Genomic DNA, 16,665 nt, shown 5'->3' with positions numbered 1-16,665 from the left:
GGCGTATATTGATGATCACGCTCGTGCTTATTTTATGAACTGCCCCCGCAGGTTGTATCAACCTTAGTATGGCAAATCGCATTTGTCATCAAAACGTTAACTTTTGTTGCGGTGGCTATGGTTTCCGCACTTTTGTCTATGGATCAGACTTATTCTGCTTGGTTCGCAAGATCGTTCCTATCCGAAGGTTTGTACCAGTTTCAAAACGCGATCTTGTGCGCAAAACAGGGGTCGTATTCGACACTTTTGCCTGACCTTCGCGCAACACGATATAAAGACCACTTGCGATAATGATACCGGCGCCGATCAGTGTGGTGCGATCCACAGTTTCGTTGAAAAAGTAATAGCCAAACCCTGTGGCCCAGATGATCTGGGAATACTGCATCGGGGCTACAATTACAGCTTCGCCCCGTCGATATGCCGCGATCAGGCACAGCGTTGCGGCAAAGGCGAAGGCGGCGATCAGACCTGACAAAGCAAAATCTTCCAATGGCATTGGTACATAAACAAAAGGCAGAATGCAGGCCATAACCACGAAATTTGTCACCATCGGGTATAGCATCAAAACCACGCTGCGTTCATCGCGCCCGATCTTTCGCACGATGATTGACGCCAATGCACCACCGACAGCTGCTGCAAGGGCGGCAGCATGCCCCAAGGAAAACGGGGCCGCACCGGGACGCAAAACAACCACAACACCGATCAGGCCGACCAATACGGCAAGCCCCCGCCTTAGCCCGACTTTTTCGCCCAGTATCGGGATGGCTAGCATTGTAATGATCAAAGGGGCGGCAAATAATATGGCATAGGTTTCCGCAAGCGGCAGGGTCGAAAACGCATAAAATGCTGATGCACCGGTCACCACGACGGCAATGGTTCTGATGACAGTCCAAAGGGGGTATTTCGGGCGTAAATCACCACGGGTCTTGTCGTGCAAAAGCATGAAAAGCACCCAGGGAAAGCCAAGCAAAACACTGAAAAACACAATCTGAAAAGCTGAATAATTCGCGCCCAACAATTTGACGATCACGTCATGTGTGGCGAATATCGCGAACGCTGCGAGCGCGAAAAATGCGCCTTTCGTATTTGAAGGGGCAGTGTCGGTCATGCGGGCCACCATGTGTTCGTGCTGTGTCATTCAGTGCCGTCTTTGGGCCGAATGCAAGCCTGTTTTCAGTCTGTTGGCCCGAAACCGCCGTATATTACAGGCTGGTGTTCAAAGCGTCGATGATTGCATTTCCCATCTGTACAGTTGTAACAGCTTTGCCTTCGCCAGCTTGCATCAGATCGCCCGTGCGGACCCCATCGGACAAAACTTTTTCAACGGCATCTTCAACGCGTTTCGCATCATCCCCCATATCAAAGGAATACCGCAGCGCCATGGCAAAGCTTAAAATGCACGCAATCGGGTTGGCTTTTTCCTGACCCGCAATATCGGGGGCTGATCCATGCACAGGCTCGTAAAGCGCCTTGGGGCGGCCGTTTGCCATGGGCGCACCCAGACTGGCTGACGGCAACATACCAAGCGATCCCGTCAACATCGCCGCCGCATCGGACAGCAAATCGCCAAACAGGTTATCGGTTACAATCACGTCGAACTGTTTGGGCCAGCGGCACAGCTGCATTGCGCCCGTGTCTGCATACATATGGCTTAGTTCGACATCTGGGTAATCTTCGTCGTGCACTTTTTGCACGACCTCACGCCAAAGAATACCGGATTCCATGACATTTGCTTTTTCCATCGAACAAACTTTATTGCCGCGACGCCGCGCCAATTCAAACGCCGAACGAGCTACGCGGTCGATTTCGGATTCGGTATACCGCTGCGTGTTGATGCCGACGCGTTCGTTGCCCTCTTCGAAAATACCACGCGGTTCACCGAAATAGATGCCCGATGTCAGTTCGCGCACGATCATGATGTCTAGACCCGCCACGACCTCTTTTTTCAAGGACGAGAAATCCGCAAGCGCGTCAAAACATTGCGCCGGCCGCAGGTTTGCGTACAGGTCCATTTCCTTGCGCAGACGCAACAGGCCGCGTTCCGGTTTCACACTGAAATCAAGGTCATCATATTTCGGACCACCAACAGCGCCCAACAAAACTGCATCCACCTGCTGTGCGCGTTCCATTGTATCATCATGCAGCGGAACACCGTGTTTGTCATAGGCGATCCCACCGACAAGATCTTCGGTGACGTCAAATGTGATGCTGCGTTTGTCGCCAAACCAGTCGATAATCCGTATGACCTGACCCATGACTTCGGGACCGATACCGTCCCCGGCAAGAATAAGAAGCGATGGATTGCTCATTGAAAATCCCTTTCGTTGGCGTTTGCGGTTGCGTATCGCCTTGGCGCAAAAGGGTCAAGAAACGAAATGGATCAGCGGGTTAGATCAAGATCGACCCATACCAAACGATGTCTGCTGACCGTTTCCCAATCGGGTCCAAATCGGTCGTAAAGCGGTGTTCCTGGTGTTGGCCATAACACACCAGCGTCTTTTATTTGCCAGTGGGATGAGGGTAAAACATAATCTACACGCAAATTGCCTGGGCCGTCAAAAACAGCCGTATCAAGCGCTGGATCCTCTTTGTGATTTGCATCTGCATTTTGCTGTCCGCCCAGACTGGTGGGTTTTGGATCCTGAATGTTGGGATGGTTCAGCAAAGCCAACATCGCGTCCGGGCGTCCATCGCCATCGACCGGATCCAGATTGGATATTCCAGCAATAACAAAAGGATTTTCCAGTTTATCATTGATATAATTCACCCAAAATAGCGTTTCATCATGGTTGCGCAACCCGTTGCGATCCTCTGGTCCGTCAAAAACCGGGGGCGTTGCATGATAAGTCAAAAGGTTCATCGTCTGACCATCTGGCAAAAGGATCGGAACATCCCAATGGGCAGTGGTCGATAACCGCTGGATGGCTTGTACGTCGATACTGGGAAATGGGGCGTTGTTGACCATTGGCAGGGTGGCCCCAGACATGTCCTTCCATAGAATATCTGAAAAATCCAAGGCACCTTCGTGTAGAATTTCAAAACGGGACAGGATCAGAATGCTATCTTGCCCGCTGAAACGCCCATAGCCTTGTGCGTCGCGTGGCGTACCGGTTTTGCCGTCGCCATCCAAGTCAAGCCCAGTTGCCAGGCCTGAATTTGGGCGGCGTGTAAAGTGAAAGGGATATTCAATCCCGTTTTCTTGTAAAACCAAGCGCAACGCTACAGCCGTCGCCCCGCCAAAATCATAATCAATGCCCTGCAGCACAAGGATATCGGCGTTAGCCTGCGCAATGATCCGTGCAATAGTCAGGATGTCATCATCACGTCGTTCAATATCGCGAAGCAACAAGCCAGGGCCTTTGCGCGACAATTCTGTATGAAATGTCGCAAGCCTGAGACTGTCAGATTGGCAAATTACAGCAGATAAAATCCAAGTCAGACAAACAACAATCCATCTTCGCCATCTTGCGAATAGCTGCGTTTGCGCTTTTTCTGAATCATCTTGGCGACGCGGCCCATGGCAAGGCCACGCATAAACAGACTGGCAGGAAGAAAGGCCCATGCTGTTACCATCCAAATCATCGTCTGATCGTTATCCAGCGAAATCGCAGTAAACAGTTGTGCTGCAGCCCCGATCGCTATTGGAATAACAAATGGCAACACGAACCCTAAGAACACGTTAACAAGTGCATCCCGGTTCAGACGTTTTACAACATCGCCCCCGGCTGTCGGATCGAACGTCGGTAAATTAACCCACACATTGAACACACTGCGCGTTGGCCAGGCCCGAAGCGCCAGAAACAGCATAAAATAAACCAAGGACATGACTGACAGCATATAACTGACCCCTGCGGTCATGCGCAAAAGCTCAATTTTTTCAGCAGAGCTGTCGTCAGGAAGGGTCGAAATAATAAGGCGGACAGGCGAGAACGGGAAATCCATCACCTTGCCAATATAATGACCAATGTCCGTCAAAAGAATAGTCAGAGCGGTCGGCTGGTATATGCCACGACAAATCAGGGTAAGCATTAAGATTGTTACGAATAGTGATATAAAACGGATGCGGTTAAAGGGCGGTGCGTCGCGAAATTCGATCAGACTTGGATAGCTGGATGCATATTCAAAAATAACCAATCCCGCTGCAAACAATGCAATTAACACTACAATAAATGCCGTATCAGCTGTTAAGCCGGGCAGTAAGATCGAAGGGAAAACGATCAAAATCATAACAAAAACAGCACGTAACAGTGCACTTGCTAACCGAATGAACACCGAATACCCCCCATTTGCTGCACCTCTATTACCTCGGTGCATCTCATATAAACCCAAGATTAACCCGTCAGAACTTAAAACACTGATGGGGTAAAAACTTGTTACGAACCACTTCTTTAATTTCACTTAATAAATGCGGCGGTTTCGTGTTTTTTTTTGTACAGGAATGGTGTTTCTTAATAACGAAAAAAGGGCCATATATCGACCTATTTTACCGTATTATTGAATAATCAAACCCATGGGCGGGCTTGTTGGGCTTGGGTTTCGAATGTTTGGATGGCGGGTGCTTTTTCGAGTGTCAGGGCGATATCGTCGAGGCCGTTCAGAAGGCAATGCTTTTTGAATGGATCGACGTCAAAGCTGAAAACCTCTCCGTCTGAGGTGGTGACGGTTTGAGCATCAAGATCAATCGTCATACGGGCGTTGGCGCCTTTTTCAGCATCTTTCATAAGGATATCAACAGCTTGCTGAGGAAGCGCGATAGGAAGAATGCCGTTTTTAAAGCAGTTATTATAGAAAATATCAGCAAAAGATGGGGCAATAACGCAGCGAATTCCAAAATCCTTGATCGCCCAAGGCGCATGTTCGCGGGACGAGCCGCAACCGAAATTATCGCCTGCGACCAGAATTTCTGCGTTACGATATGCAGGCTGATTCAGAACGAAGTCTTTGATTTCATTGCCGTTATCATCAAACCGCATTTCATCGAACAGATTTACGCCCAGACCAGAACGCTTGATGGTTTTCAAAAACTGCTTTGGAATGATCATGTCGGTATCGACGTTGATCAACGGCAAAGGGGCCGCAATTCCGGTGAGTTTTTCGAATTTATCCATCAGTTTTTTCCTTTGCGTCCGGGGCCAATTCGCCCCGTTAAGCCGAGTTTTGTATATTTTGTACAGGGGTTTTGTACAAAGATTTTTGTACAAAACAATGCCAATCGACAGGGTGTTCATAGATTTTCAATATTTGACACCGATTTGGACGTGGTGGTCAGAGTTTGTTAAGGCAGGTCAACGACGGGGGGTAACTGCCTTGGTTTTGACATATGGATTGAGAAACTATGAATGATCCGGGGCCTAGTCTGAGTTTAAATTTGTATGTGAGTATTAAAATGGGTTGTTGAATCGAAAGAGCTGCATGTTATGCAGTGACGAACTTTCGATACCTTTGACCTTTCCATCCCAAATGCAGAAGGCATGGTAAGCGGCCATTGGTGCTGTGTGTGACCAAAGTCTGGTTTGAGCCCAGACCTACCAAGTCTCTGCGTTGTGGCAAATGTCGGTTTTCGGAGATTGCATCTAGGTTGCACATACAAGGGCCTGATGCGCGTTTAATGATATGGGCTGGACGCGCATAAACTTGAACCAACACACACTCTCCACTATATATATTGTTATCTATTCCGCAAAAGTATCTAGGATTTGTGCCATGGCTAAGAGAATATCAGTGTCACAGTTTCGTAGTAAGATTTCTCAGGCAAAGTCGAAAATTCGCCAAGCACAAAACAAACAAAAGCAAGCGATAAACAAATACAATCAGGCTGTGAGAACACACAACTCGAAGGTTCGCGCTCACAATGCACGTGTAAGAGCTAATCGAGAAAGATTGCGGCGAGAACTCCAGAAGCTTGCTCGAACATCGTCAAAACCGCAATATGTTACTCTAAGGACTTCCGTAACCACCGTCCAAAAATCGTATAACATACTTGAAGAGCGAGCGGCTGCGGACGTCTATGATGAGCGCTATGATCGGTTTTTAGATTTGTCAGAACGCGAAGCTGCAAATTCAGTTAGTGTCATCAATGCTCTCGAAGGAGAAACGCCAGAGAATGAATCTGACCAAGCGGTTTCATCGCAGATTGATCACATTCTTGAGAAAATTTCCCAAGATGTCCAAGATCGGTGGCATGGTGCCCTATATTCGCTTGATCCCAAAAACCCTGATGCGGCACGGCACTTTTGCACTAGTGCCCGTGAGCTACTGACCGAAATTCTTGAACGATTTGCAGTTGACGAAGACGTAAAGAACGCACTTTCAAACTGCGAACTAACACCTCAAGGAAAACCGACCCGCCGCGCAAAGATCAAATATTTTTTGCACCAGCAGGGAGTCGGAGACGACGCCGTGACCGACTTTATCGAAGACGACATGAAGAATGTCGTTCAACTGTTTCGTGTTTTCAATGACGGAACACATGGCTCATCTGGGCGGTTCGAACATGCGCAGTTGTTGGCAATTAGGTCTCGTGTTGAAGGAGCGGTTACATTCTTGTGGAGTGTGATTTCCGGGACAGCCTTTGCGACTTCATAGCAGCAGTTGATTGACCGCGTGAAGCCACTGTCTGATGCACAGTTCATGACTTATGCACCAGTTCAGAACGTCATGGAAACGCGCAACCTTTGTGGTGCAGATTTCTGGTGTGGGTCGTGGGCAAATTAGCTGCCGTCTGCATAAGCGGTCGTCTAAACTGACAATTTCAACAGCAGCTTCGTCCCGCCAAGCGGAATCTAGGTCACAAATGTTGGAAGGAAGCTATGTTCCAAAACCAAAACCGGCCGCACAGTGGCGGCCGGTCTGGGATTTAGCGGTTTTCTATGTCGGTGTAGTCGCGCAGCGTTTCGCCTTTGTACAACTGACGCGGGCGACCGATTTTCATGGAGGGGTCGGCGATCATTTCTTTCCATTGCGACACCCAGCCCACGGTGCGGCTGAGCGCGAAGATGGGCGTGAACATGGATGTGGGGAAGCCCATCGCCTCTAGGATAATGCCCGAATAGAAATCCACATTCGGGAACAGTTTCTTTTCAGCAAAGTACGGATCGGCCAGCGCTGCGGCTTCCAGTTCCTTGGCGACCTGCAAGACGGGGTTGTTTTCGATCCCCAGAAGGTCCAGCACCTCGTCTGCGGATTGTTTCATCACCTTGGCGCGCGGGTCGAAGTTTTTATAGACGCGGTGGCCAAAGCCCATCAGGCGGAAGGGGTCGTTCTTGTCCTTGGCGCGGGCAATAAATTCGGGGATGCGGTCGACTGTGCCGATCTCGCGCAGCATCTCAAGGCAGGCCTGGTTGGCGCCGCCGTGGGCAGGACCCCACAGACAGGCCACACCTGCTGCGATACAGGCAAACGGGTTCGCGCCGGATGAGGACGCCAGCCGCACGGTCGAGGTCGAGGCGTTCTGTTCGTGATCCGCGTGCAGGGTAAAGATGCGGTCCATCGCGCGGGCCAGGATCGGGTTGACCTCGTATTCCTCGGCCGGGACAGCAAAGCACATGCGCAGGAAGTTGGACGCGTAATCGCAATCGTTGCGGGGGTACACGAAGGGCTGGCCGATGGTGTATTTATAGGCCATCGCGGCAATCGTGGGCATCTTGGCGATCAGGCGGATCGAGGCGACCTCGCGCTGCCAAGGGTCGCTGATATCGGTGCTGTCATGGTAAAACGCGGACATGGCGCCGACGACACCGACCATGACAGCCATGGGGTGGGCATCGCGGCGGAACCCGCGGAAGAAGTTCATCATCTGCTCGTGCAGCATGGTGTGGCGGGTGACGCGGGTTTCAAAGTCTTCCAGCTGTTCGGCGGATGGCAGTTCGCCGTACAGCAGCAGATAGCAAACCTCGAGGTAATGCGATTTTTCGGCCAGCTGGTCGATGGGATAGCCGCGGTGCAACAGTTCGCCCTTGCCGCCATCGATATAGGTGATGGTGCTGTCGCAGGCGGCGGTGGATGTGAAGCCTGGATCATAGGTGAAGACATTGCCCTGGGCGTATAATTTGCGGATGTCTATAACGTCTGGCCCGGCGGTTGGTGAATACATCGGCAACTCGATCGTTTTGCCGTCGAACGACAGTGTGGCCGTTTTTTGTGTGTCAGACATGGTCTTCCCCTCTTTTCGTCAAAGTCAGCCACAGGGCTGAACCGTCCTGTTCGGCCGAAACATCCAAAGCGACAGTGCGCAAAGGTGTTGTTTCAGGCCGCTGCGTCGGTCAACCGTGCGATGGTTTCATCGCGGCCAATGACCAGCATCATGTCGAAAACGCTAGGCGTTACAGCACGTCCGGCAAGTGCGGCGCGTAATGGCCCCGCGAGTTTGCCCATCTTCATCCCATGACCTTCGGCCACCTGGGTGACGGCTGTTTCCAGCATATCGCGTGTCCAGCTAGCATTTTGCAGATGCGGCGTCAATTCTGCCAGCAAAGATCGCGTGACGTCATCCAGTGATTTGGCAGCCTTTTCATCCGGGACAAAAGGGCGCTTGCCAAGAACAAAGTGCGCCTTTTCAAGAAGTTCCGGGATGGTCTTCGCGCGCTCTTTCAGGCAATACATGGCCGTTGAAAGCCCATCTTTTTGTTTTGGGGTCAACGCGGCTTGGCCCGAGGCAGCCAGATATCCATCGATTTCATGCAGCAGTGCAGCATTTTCCATCACAGCAATATGCTGACCGCAGATATGTTCCAGCTTTTTGAAATCCAGACGGGCGGGCGATTTGCCGATGCCAGTGGTATCAAACCACTCTTTCGCCTGCGCATCGGTGAAAAACTCATCGTCGCCGTGGCTCCAACCCAAGCGGGCCAGATAGTTGCGCATGCCTGGCGCAGGATAGCCCATCGCCTGATATTCCCCGACCCCAAGCGCGCCATGGCGTTTCGACAGTTTTTTGCCATCAGGTCCATGGATCAGCGGAATATGGGCATAGGTGGGCAGGGGCCATCCCATTGCAGTATAGATCAGCGACTGACGCGCGGCATTGGACAGATGATCATCGCCGCGGATCACGTGGGTCACGCCCATATCGTAGTCGTCCACCACCACCGCCAGCATATAGACCGGTGTACCGTCTGACCGTAGTAGTACCATATCGTCCAGCTGATCGTTCTGCCAGCGCACCTCGCCCTGGACATCATCGTGGATCACCGTTTCGCCATCCTGCGGAGCTTTTAGACGGATCACAAAAGGCGCATTGGGGTGATCTGCGGGGTCAATATCGCGCCAAGGGCTGCGAAACAGGGTCGATTTGCCGTTTTCACGGGCGGAATCACGAAAGGCTGCAATTTCGTCCTGGGTCGAAAAGCATTTATAGGCATGGCCCGCATCCAACATTTGCTGCGCGACATTGGCATGCCGGTGGGCACGATCAAATTGGCTGATCGCATCACCGTCATAATCCAGACCCAGCCAGTCCATTCCGTCCAATATGGCTTGCGTTGCTTGGGGCGTGGATCGTTCGCGGTCGGTGTCTTCGATCCGCAACAGAAATTTGCCGCCGCGACCCCGTGCATAAAGCCAGTTGAACAAGGCCGTTCGTGCCCCGCCGATATGTAGAAATCCAGTGGGGGACGGGGCGAAACGGGTGACAACTGTCATGATCTTAACCTTCGGGTAAGGGTGCGTGCCTATTCAGGGCCTGTGTCTATTCAGCCTGCGGGGTAAGGACAAGTGCCATACGTGCCGATCATGGGGATGCTTGCTGCGCAGCGCGGACATCTGTTTCCATGGGTGCCGGTCTTTATGGGCATTGGTATTGCATGGTACTTCATGCTGCCGGCTGAACCGACACGGTTCCATATCGGGCTGTCTGGTGCGTTTGTGATCGCGCCGCTGGTCTTGCGGCTTGTCCGGTTGGTACGGATCAGCTTTGTGATGATCCCTTTTGCGCTGATCGCGTTTGGTCTTTTGCTGGGTGCGTTACGGGCTAATATGGTGGCTGAACCTGTCTTGGGCTGGCGTTATTACGGCGCGGTCGAAGGGCGGATCATCGCGATTGACCGGTCGCAATCGGATGTGCCCCGACTGACGTTGGACCAAGTGATATTGGACAATGTGTCGCCGGAACGCACACCGACACGCGTCCGGGTGTCGCTGCATGGTGAACAGAAATATTTGACGCCAAAACCGGGCATGACTGTTATTCTGACTGCGCATCTGTCGCCACCGCAGGGGGCTGTTGAACCGGGGGGCTTTGATTTTCAACGCATGGCGTGGTTTCGGCGACTGGGGGCGGTGGGCTATACCCGGACACCTGCACTGGTGCTTGAACCTGCACGTGATCGCAGTTTCAGCCTGATGATCGCGCGGCTGCGTCAGTCGATTTCCCAAGGGGTTCAGGCGCGCATGCCCGGGGATGCAGGTGCCTTTGCGGCGGCCATTCTGACTGGGGACAGGTCGGGCATCGGACAAGACGCGCTTGAGGATTTGCGCGCATCGAACCTGGCGCATTTGCTGGCAATTTCGGGGCTGCATATGGGGTTGCTGACGGCTTTTGTCTTTGGTGCAGTGCGCTTTGGCATTGCGTTGATCCCGGCAATTGCCTTGCGTGTGCAGGCCAAGAAAGTGGCCGCGGTCGTGGCATTGGCGGCGGCGGCGTTTTATCTGATGCTGTCGGGCGGATCGGTGGCGACTGAACGCGCGTTTATCATGGTTGCGGTGATGCTTATCGCAATCCTGTGCAACCGCCGGGCGCTGACATTACGCGCGGTGGCATTGGCTGCGGTCATCGTGCTAGTTCTGCGCCCCGAGGCGTTGATGGGCCCGGGCTTTCAGATGTCTTTCGCGGCAACGACGGCGCTGGTCGCAGTCTTTGGTGCAATTCGAGGTCGCGACAGGGCGTTGCCAAAATTTTTGCGTCCGATATTCGGGCTGATCATGTCATCTGCGGTGGCGGGGGCAGCAACGGCGCCTTTTGCGGCAGCGCATTTTAACCAGATTGCGCATTACGGCCTGCTGGCCAACGTGCTGACCGTACCTTTGATGGGGGCTGTAATCATCCCCTGCGCAGTGATTGGGGGCCTGTTGTGGCCGTTGGGATTAGACTGGATTGCGTTTTATATCATGGGCTTGGGGATCGAATGGATCATCTTCGTGGCCGATTGGATTGCAGGGCTGGACGGATCACTTAGCCATGTACCAGCCCCGGGTTTGGTCGTTTTGCCGTTGGTTACATTGGGTGGGCTTTTTGTAATCCTGTGGCGGGATCGAACGCGATGGGTCGGTGTGGTGCCGATACTTGGTACGATGGTTCTTTGGGCGCAGGTTGAACGCCCCGTTGTACTGATTTCGGAAAGTGGGGGGCTGGTCGGTGTCATGACACCGCAGGGGCGCGCACTTAGCAAACCACGTGGCGAAGGGTTCATCGCGCTTAGCTGGCTGGAAAATGATGGCGATACAGCGCTGCAGGAGGATGCTGCCGCACGCCGGACGCCGGGAATGATCCGGGTCGGGGGGCAATCGTTGCTGCATGCGACGGGAAAATCAGCGCGCCAACAAGCATCTGATTGCGACGGGGCGGCGTGGCTTATTGTGAACGTGGACATTGAAGAAATGCCCGATTGCACTGTCCTGACCCCTGACATTTTGCGTCAAACGGGGGCCGTGGCCATCAGTCATGATTTGAAGATTACCACCGCACGTGAAGCCGCGGGGCTGCGGTTGTGGAACCAACAGCAGTTTGATCAAGACATGCCGGAATTGATGCTAACCCGGAAACCGGATTAGCCTTGGGCCTTAATACGTACGGATCAAACCGACCAGACGGCCCTGAACCTTGACCTGATCTTCGCGGAAAACACGCGTTTCATAGGCCGGGTTTGCCGCCTCAAGCGCGATGGCGTTGCCGTTGCGGCGATAGCGTTTCAGCGTGGCTTCGTGATCTTCGACCAATGCCACGACGATATCACCATTATCGGCGGTTGTCGTTTCGCGGATAACCACGACATCGCCATCGTTGATCCCAGCTTCGATCATCGAATCCCCTTTGACTTCAAGGGCATAGTGATCGCCTTTTCCACTAAGCATCTGACCTGGAACTGCCACTTTGTGCGATTCTTGATTGATTGCTTCGATCGGGACACCGGCGGCGATACGGCCCATGACCGGCAGTTCGACCGCATCAACGGCCACCATCATCGCATTTGCAGGCGGATTTACGTCGGGTTTATCGCCATCAATCACAACAGGGCTGAACCCGCTGGCCTTGGCGCTGACGCTGTCAGGCAGCTTGACGATTTCAATCGCACGGGCCCGATGGGCAAGGCGACGGATAAAGCCGCGTTCTTCCAAAGCAGTGATCAAACGGTGGATGCCGGACTTGGATCGCAGGTCTAAAGCTTCCTTCATTTCATCAAATGACGGTGGAACACCATCGCGCTGAACCCGTTTGTGAATGAATTCAAGCAGTTCCAGTTGTTTTTTGGTTAACATTTTGGACCCCGTGATAAGGTATGTTTAACCAATGTTCTATTCATGTTCTTGTTTTGTGTCAAGTCATTCCAATAAGATAACATCCACAAGATCCCCCATTTGTCGGGCGGGGTCATGGATAGGGCGACAGATCAAGGCGTCGGCTTCGGATAGAACGCGCAGGCGTGAACTGTCCTGACTGTCAAAGGCTGTCACACCCGTATCCATGATACATGCGCGCATGTAATGTTCGCGGGGCCCATTGGCGGGTAGATCGTCAGCCAGGGGCATCTTTTGTCGTGCAGCGGGCTGTGCGGGCAGCCCAAGCATCTTGCGCAAAAGAGGCAGCAAAAACAGATGGCCGCACACGATTGAGGATACAGGATTGCCGGGAAGTCCGATCATTGCCGCATCGCGCAGACGGCCAGCCATCAGCGGTTTGCCCGGTCGCATTGCGATTTTATAGAATGCGCGATCCAACCCAAGATCCTGTGCGACCTTGCCCACCAGATCATGATCGCCCACCGATGCACCGCCAATGGTGACGATAACATCGGCACCTTGGGCCAGATCAAACGCTGTTTTTAACGAGCTTTCTGTATCACGGGCGATGGGCAACAGGCGGGCGGTGGCGCCAGTCGCCTCGATCATTGCCTTAAGACCAAAGGTGTTTGATGCGATAATTTGATCATCGCGCGGGACCTCGCACGGCATGACAAGTTCGTCGCCCGTGGCGATCAGGGCGACCACCGGCTTACGGGTCACAGGCACTTGTCCGATGTTCATCGACGCCAGCAGGGCAACATCCGCAGGGCGCAAACGGCGGGGTGATTGCAGTATATCCCCTGCTTTAAAGTCGACGCCTAGATCTCTGATATGAAATGATTTGTCGACATTTTGATCAATGGTAATATGACCTTCAGCACGAGTAACATCCTCTTGAATAATCACGCGATCCGCGCCTTTGGGAATTGGGGCGCCGGTGAATATACGCACGGTTTCACCCGCGTTGATCTGACCGGAAAAGGCGTGACCTGCAGCGGCTTCGCCGATGACCTGCAGCGTGGCACCTTCGGCTATGTCGGCGTTTTGTACCGCATATCCATCCATGGCCGAGGATGCGAACGGCGGCTGGCTGCGCTGTGCCTTTACGGGTTGGGCCAACACGCGACCCGCGGCAGAGGCCAGCGGCACATGTTCCACATCAAGGGGGTCGGCCAGTTCGAAAACTTTGGCAAGCGCTTCGTCGACGGTGATCATTTTGCTTCGAAACGGCCGGATTTTCCGCCGTCTTTCAGTGTCACACGGATGCCACCGATTTCCATCGTTTTATCGACAGCTTTCACCATGTCATAGACGGTCAGGGCAGCAGTTGAAACAGCGGTCAAGGCTTCCATCTCGATGCCCGTTTGGCCGGTGGTTTTCAGTGTTGCAGCGATGCGCACACCTGGTAGATCAGGATCACATGACATATCCACTGCGACCTTGCTGATAGGCAAGGGGTGACACAGCGGGATCAGGTCGGCGGTTTTCTTGGCACCCATGATCCCGGCCAGTCGCGCGATACCGATCACATCACCCTTTTTTGCATCACCTTTCATAATAATATCAAGGGTTTGTGGTGCCATCTTGATGTAACCTGTCGCCGTTGCAATCCGCGATGTGACCGCTTTGTCAGACACATCCACCATATGCGCGGCACCGGATTTATCGAAATGTGTCAGGCTCATAATCCGCCCCCGACAGGGGTCAGCGGGTTGCCTATTAGTGCACGTGTGGCTGCGGTCACATCATCGTGGCGCATCAGGCTTTCGCCGATCAGAAAAGCCCGTGCGCCATACATCGCCAGATCGGCCAGTTCTTCGGGTGTATTCAAGCCGCTTTCGCTGATGATGGTTTTGTCGGCGTGCACAAGGCGCGACAGTGTCTTGGTGACATTGATATCAGTGACAAAGCTGTGCAGGTCGCGATTGTTAATACCAATTAGACGCGATTTCAGACCCATGGCGCGGTCCAGTTCGATTTCATTGTGGACCTCGATCAGAACGTCCATTTTATAATCGATTGCGGTATCTTCCAGTTCTTTCGCCAAGGTATCATCGATGGATGCCATGATGATCAAAATGCAATCGGCATGCAGCGCGCGGGCCTCAATGACCTGATAGGGGTCATACATGAAATCCTTGCGCAGGGCAGGCAGTTCGGTGGCACTGCGGGCGTCTGTCAAAAAGGTGTCAGCGCCTTGGAATGATGGCGTGTCGGTCAGAACCGACAGACAGGTCGCGCCGCCATCTTCATAGGCTTTGGCCAGCGCAACAGGATCGAAATCATCGCGAATAACGCCCTTAGATGGCGATGCTTTCTTGATCTCGGCGATTAGTCCATACCCGGTTTTCATGGCCTGTTCCAACGCATCTGCAAAGCCGCGCACGGGCGGGGCATTGGCGGCGGCGGTCTGAAGATCGGCCAGGGGCGTTTGCTGTTTTCGGGCGGCGACCTCGTCCAGTTTATAGGCTTTAATTTTTTCAAGGATGGTCGCTGTCATGAGGTCTCCGATGTGAGGGCGGCGAGGTTGACGACTTTGGCGCTGGCCGCACCACTGTCGATGCTTTCGGCGGCCAGTTTGACGCCGTCTTTCAGATCAGACACCTTGTCTGCGATCAGCAAAGCGGCCGCGGCGTTCAACAGCACAGCATCGCGATAGGCTGATGGCGCCCCTTCCAATAGCGCATTGAAAGCACGGCCATTTTCCTGGGGTGTGCCGCCAAGAATATCATCAAACGGATGTACCGGCAGGCCTGCGTCTTCGGGGGTGATTTCCATATCGGTAAATGCGCCATCTTTCAGTGCGACGACCCAGCTTGTGCCAGTGATTGTCAGCTCGTCCGTTCCGTCAGATCCGTGGACCAGCCACGCCGCGTCTGATCCCAGCTTATCCAGCGTTTCGGCCATCGGGCGGATCAGATCGCGGGAAAACGCGCCGGTCAGCTGACGCTTGACGCCTGCGGGGTTGGTCAGCGGGCCAAGAATGTTGAAAATGGTCCGTGTGCCCAATTCGGCGCGCGTGGGCATCACGTGCTTGATCGCGGGGTGGTGCATTGGGGCCATCATGAAGCCGATGCCGATTTCAGTCAGTGCGCGTTCTACAACATCGGCGCCGACCATGACATTGATGCCCATCTGCCCCAGGGCATCGGCGGCCCCGGATTTTGAACTAAGGTTGCGATTGCCGTGCTTGGCCACCGGTACGCCTGCGCCTGCCACGACAAAGGCGGTTGCGGTCGATATATTCAGCGTGCCTTTGCCGTCACCGCCTGTGCCCACGATATCCATTGCGCCGTCTGGCGCTTTGACTGCGTTGCATTTGGCACGCATGACGGCGGCTGCGGCGGCGTATTCATCAACCGTTTCGCCGCGTGTGCGCAAGGCCATCAGAAAGCCGCCGATCTGGCTTGGTGTGGCTTGACCGTCGAACAGCACCGTAAAGGCGCGTTCAGCCTGATCCTGACTAAGCGGGCCGTTTGCGGCGGCTTCGATTAAGGGTTTCATGGTATCGCTCATGCGGGCACCGGGATTGTATTCAGGAAATTTTGCAACATTTTATGCCCGTGTTCGGATGCGATGGATTCAGGGTGAAATTGCACGCCGTGCATTGGCAGGCTGCGATGTTGCATCCCCATAATAGTGCCGTCGTCAAGTTCGGCGGTGACTTCAAGACAATCGGGCAGGCTGTCACGTTCGACGATCAGGGAATGATAGCGCGTGGCCAGAAACGGGGTGGGCAGATCTGCGAACACGCCTTGGCCAGTGTGATGCATGGTGCCCATCTTGCCGTGGACAATTTCATCGTTGCGCACGACCTTGCCGCCAAAGGCTTGACCAATGGTTTGATGGCCCAGACAAACTCCCATCAGCGGGGTTCTGGTTTCGGCCGCCGCTTCGGTCAGGGCCAAACAAATTCCGGCTTGCGACGGGTCACAGGGACCTGGTGACAGCAAAATTGCGTGGGGTTTCAGTGCCATTGCCTGTTGCACATCCAGCGCATCATTACGATGCACGACCACATCTGCGCCCAATTCCCCAAGGTAATGCACTAGATTATAGGTGAAACTGTCGTAATTATCGATTAAAAGCAGCATTTCTTTGCCTTTGGGACTCTTGCGAAAATATGGACTACCGTCATAGGCTTAGGTTGGGTTATAAATGTTCAGGGTT

General features: G+C 53.4%; 15 protein-coding genes. 2 read left to right on the top strand and 13 right to left on the bottom strand.

Annotated elements, in window-relative coordinates; all coding sequences use genetic code 11:
• Positions 1-136 precede the first annotated feature (136 nt).
• From HRQ87_RS12870 to leuD, 5 genes are all read right to left on the bottom strand, one after another.
• On the bottom strand, positions 137-1,138 hold the full coding sequence (locus HRQ87_RS12870) for a DMT family transporter (protein WP_246252228.1): 1,002 nt from the start codon (positions 1,136-1,138) through the stop codon (positions 137-139).
• A 64-nt stretch (positions 1,139-1,202) separates the two neighbouring features.
• The gene (leuB, locus tag HRQ87_RS12865) at positions 1,203-2,309 is read right to left on the bottom strand and encodes a 3-isopropylmalate dehydrogenase (RefSeq protein WP_174138841.1); all 1,107 of its coding nucleotides are present in this window, start codon (positions 2,307-2,309) and stop codon (positions 1,203-1,205) included.
• A gap of 71 nt (positions 2,310-2,380) precedes the next feature.
• Positions 2,381-3,346, bottom strand: coding sequence for an endonuclease/exonuclease/phosphatase family protein (locus tag HRQ87_RS12860; RefSeq protein ID WP_174138677.1), 966 nt, complete (start codon positions 3,344-3,346; stop codon positions 2,381-2,383).
• Positions 3,347-3,435: 89 nt separating this feature from the next.
• Positions 3,436-4,272, bottom strand: a complete 837-nt coding sequence (locus HRQ87_RS12855; RefSeq protein ID WP_343035273.1) for a hypothetical protein — start codon at positions 4,270-4,272, stop codon at positions 3,436-3,438.
• Positions 4,273-4,502: 230 nt separating this feature from the next.
• Positions 4,503-5,108 carry a 3-isopropylmalate dehydratase small subunit gene (leuD, locus tag HRQ87_RS12850; RefSeq protein ID WP_174138840.1) on the bottom strand — a complete coding sequence of 202 codons (606 nt, stop codon included), beginning with the start codon at positions 5,106-5,108 and terminating at the stop codon, positions 4,503-4,505.
• A gap of 595 nt (positions 5,109-5,703) precedes the next feature.
• On the opposite strand from leuD, the gene HRQ87_RS12845 reads away from it, so the two are divergent.
• The gene (locus HRQ87_RS12845) at positions 5,704-6,585 is read left to right on the top strand and encodes a pPIWI-associating nuclease domain-containing protein (protein WP_174138839.1); all 882 of its coding nucleotides are present in this window, start codon (positions 5,704-5,706) and stop codon (positions 6,583-6,585) included.
• Between the two features lie 271 nt (positions 6,586-6,856).
• Here HRQ87_RS12845 and gltA read toward each other — a convergent pair whose 3' ends face one another.
• Both gltA and gltX read right to left on the bottom strand, forming a co-directional pair.
• The gene (gltA, locus tag HRQ87_RS12840) at positions 6,857-8,152 is read right to left on the bottom strand and encodes a citrate synthase (RefSeq protein ID WP_174138838.1); all 1,296 of its coding nucleotides are present in this window, start codon (positions 8,150-8,152) and stop codon (positions 6,857-6,859) included.
• 92 nt (positions 8,153-8,244) lie between these two features.
• On the bottom strand, positions 8,245-9,639 hold the full coding sequence (gltX, locus tag HRQ87_RS12835; protein ID WP_174138837.1) for a glutamate--tRNA ligase: 1,395 nt from the start codon (positions 9,637-9,639) through the stop codon (positions 8,245-8,247).
• A gap of 72 nt (positions 9,640-9,711) precedes the next feature.
• Here gltX and HRQ87_RS12830 point away from each other — a divergent pair, with 72 nt between their 5' ends.
• On the top strand, positions 9,712-11,766 hold the full coding sequence (locus tag HRQ87_RS12830; protein WP_343035271.1) for a ComEC/Rec2 family competence protein: 2,055 nt from the start codon (positions 9,712-9,714) through the stop codon (positions 11,764-11,766).
• A 9-nt stretch (positions 11,767-11,775) separates the two neighbouring features.
• On the opposite strand, the gene lexA is transcribed toward HRQ87_RS12830, so the two are convergent.
• The 6 genes from lexA to HRQ87_RS12800 all read right to left on the bottom strand — a co-directional run bounded on the left by lexA (position 11,776) and on the right by HRQ87_RS12800 (position 16,589).
• Positions 11,776-12,471 (bottom strand): transcriptional repressor LexA, encoded by a 696-nt coding sequence (lexA, locus tag HRQ87_RS12825; protein WP_174138836.1) that lies wholly within the window; start codon positions 12,469-12,471, stop codon positions 11,776-11,778.
• Positions 12,472-12,534: 63 nt separating this feature from the next.
• Positions 12,535-13,710, bottom strand: a complete 1,176-nt coding sequence (locus HRQ87_RS12820) for a molybdopterin molybdotransferase MoeA (RefSeq protein ID WP_174138835.1) — start codon at positions 13,708-13,710, stop codon at positions 12,535-12,537.
• Entirely contained in the window at positions 13,707-14,180 is a 474-nt protein-coding gene (moaC, locus tag HRQ87_RS12815; RefSeq protein ID WP_174138834.1) for a cyclic pyranopterin monophosphate synthase MoaC, read from the bottom strand. The genes HRQ87_RS12820 and moaC overlap by 4 nt, the downstream gene beginning before the upstream one ends.
• The gene (trpC, locus tag HRQ87_RS12810; protein WP_174138833.1) at positions 14,177-14,995 is read right to left on the bottom strand and encodes an indole-3-glycerol phosphate synthase TrpC; all 819 of its coding nucleotides are present in this window, start codon (positions 14,993-14,995) and stop codon (positions 14,177-14,179) included. Before trpC ends, moaC begins: the two co-directional genes overlap by 4 nt.
• Positions 14,992-16,011, bottom strand: coding sequence for an anthranilate phosphoribosyltransferase (trpD, locus tag HRQ87_RS12805; protein ID WP_174138832.1), 1,020 nt, complete (start codon positions 16,009-16,011; stop codon positions 14,992-14,994). Before trpD ends, trpC begins: the two co-directional genes overlap by 4 nt.
• The gene (locus tag HRQ87_RS12800) at positions 16,008-16,589 is read right to left on the bottom strand and encodes an anthranilate synthase component II (protein WP_174138831.1); all 582 of its coding nucleotides are present in this window, start codon (positions 16,587-16,589) and stop codon (positions 16,008-16,010) included. Before HRQ87_RS12800 ends, trpD begins: the two co-directional genes overlap by 4 nt.
• Between the last annotated feature and the right edge of the window lie 76 nt (positions 16,590-16,665).

Source organism: Parasulfitobacter algicola (genome assembly GCF_013315265.1).
GTDB lineage: Bacteria > Pseudomonadota > Alphaproteobacteria > Rhodobacterales > Rhodobacteraceae > Parasulfitobacter > Parasulfitobacter algicola.
The sequence above is the reverse complement of the archived record's forward strand: the minus strand, read 5'-3'. Positions and strand labels throughout refer to the sequence as shown.

Coding starts and splice junctions, on each gene's coding strand:
- HRQ87_RS12870 (WP_246252228.1), bottom strand. CDS start 1,138: ATGACACAGCACGAACACATGGTGGCCCGCATGACCGACACTGCCCCT.
- leuB (WP_174138841.1), bottom strand. CDS start 2,309: ATGAGCAATCCATCGCTTCTTATTCTTGCCGGGGACGGTATCGGTCCC.
- leuD (WP_174138840.1), bottom strand. CDS start 5,108: ATGGATAAATTCGAAAAACTCACCGGAATTGCGGCCCCTTTGCCGTTG.
- HRQ87_RS12845 (WP_174138839.1), top strand. CDS start 5,704: ATGGCTAAGAGAATATCAGTGTCACAGTTTCGTAGTAAGATTTCTCAG.
- gltA (WP_174138838.1), bottom strand. CDS start 8,152: ATGTCTGACACACAAAAAACGGCCACACTGTCGTTCGACGGCAAAACG.
- gltX (WP_174138837.1), bottom strand. CDS start 9,639: ATGACAGTTGTCACCCGTTTCGCCCCGTCCCCCACTGGATTTCTACAT.
- lexA (WP_174138836.1), bottom strand. CDS start 12,471: ATGTTAACCAAAAAACAACTGGAACTGCTTGAATTCATTCACAAACGG.
- HRQ87_RS12820 (WP_174138835.1), bottom strand. CDS start 13,710: ATGATCACCGTCGACGAAGCGCTTGCCAAAGTTTTCGAACTGGCCGAC.
- moaC (WP_174138834.1), bottom strand. CDS start 14,180: ATGAGCCTGACACATTTCGATAAATCCGGTGCCGCGCATATGGTGGAT.
- trpC (WP_174138833.1), bottom strand. CDS start 14,995: ATGACAGCGACCATCCTTGAAAAAATTAAAGCCTATAAACTGGACGAG.
- trpD (WP_174138832.1), bottom strand. CDS start 16,011: ATGAGCGATACCATGAAACCCTTAATCGAAGCCGCCGCAAACGGCCCG.
- HRQ87_RS12800 (WP_174138831.1), bottom strand. CDS start 16,589: ATGCTGCTTTTAATCGATAATTACGACAGTTTCACCTATAATCTAGTG.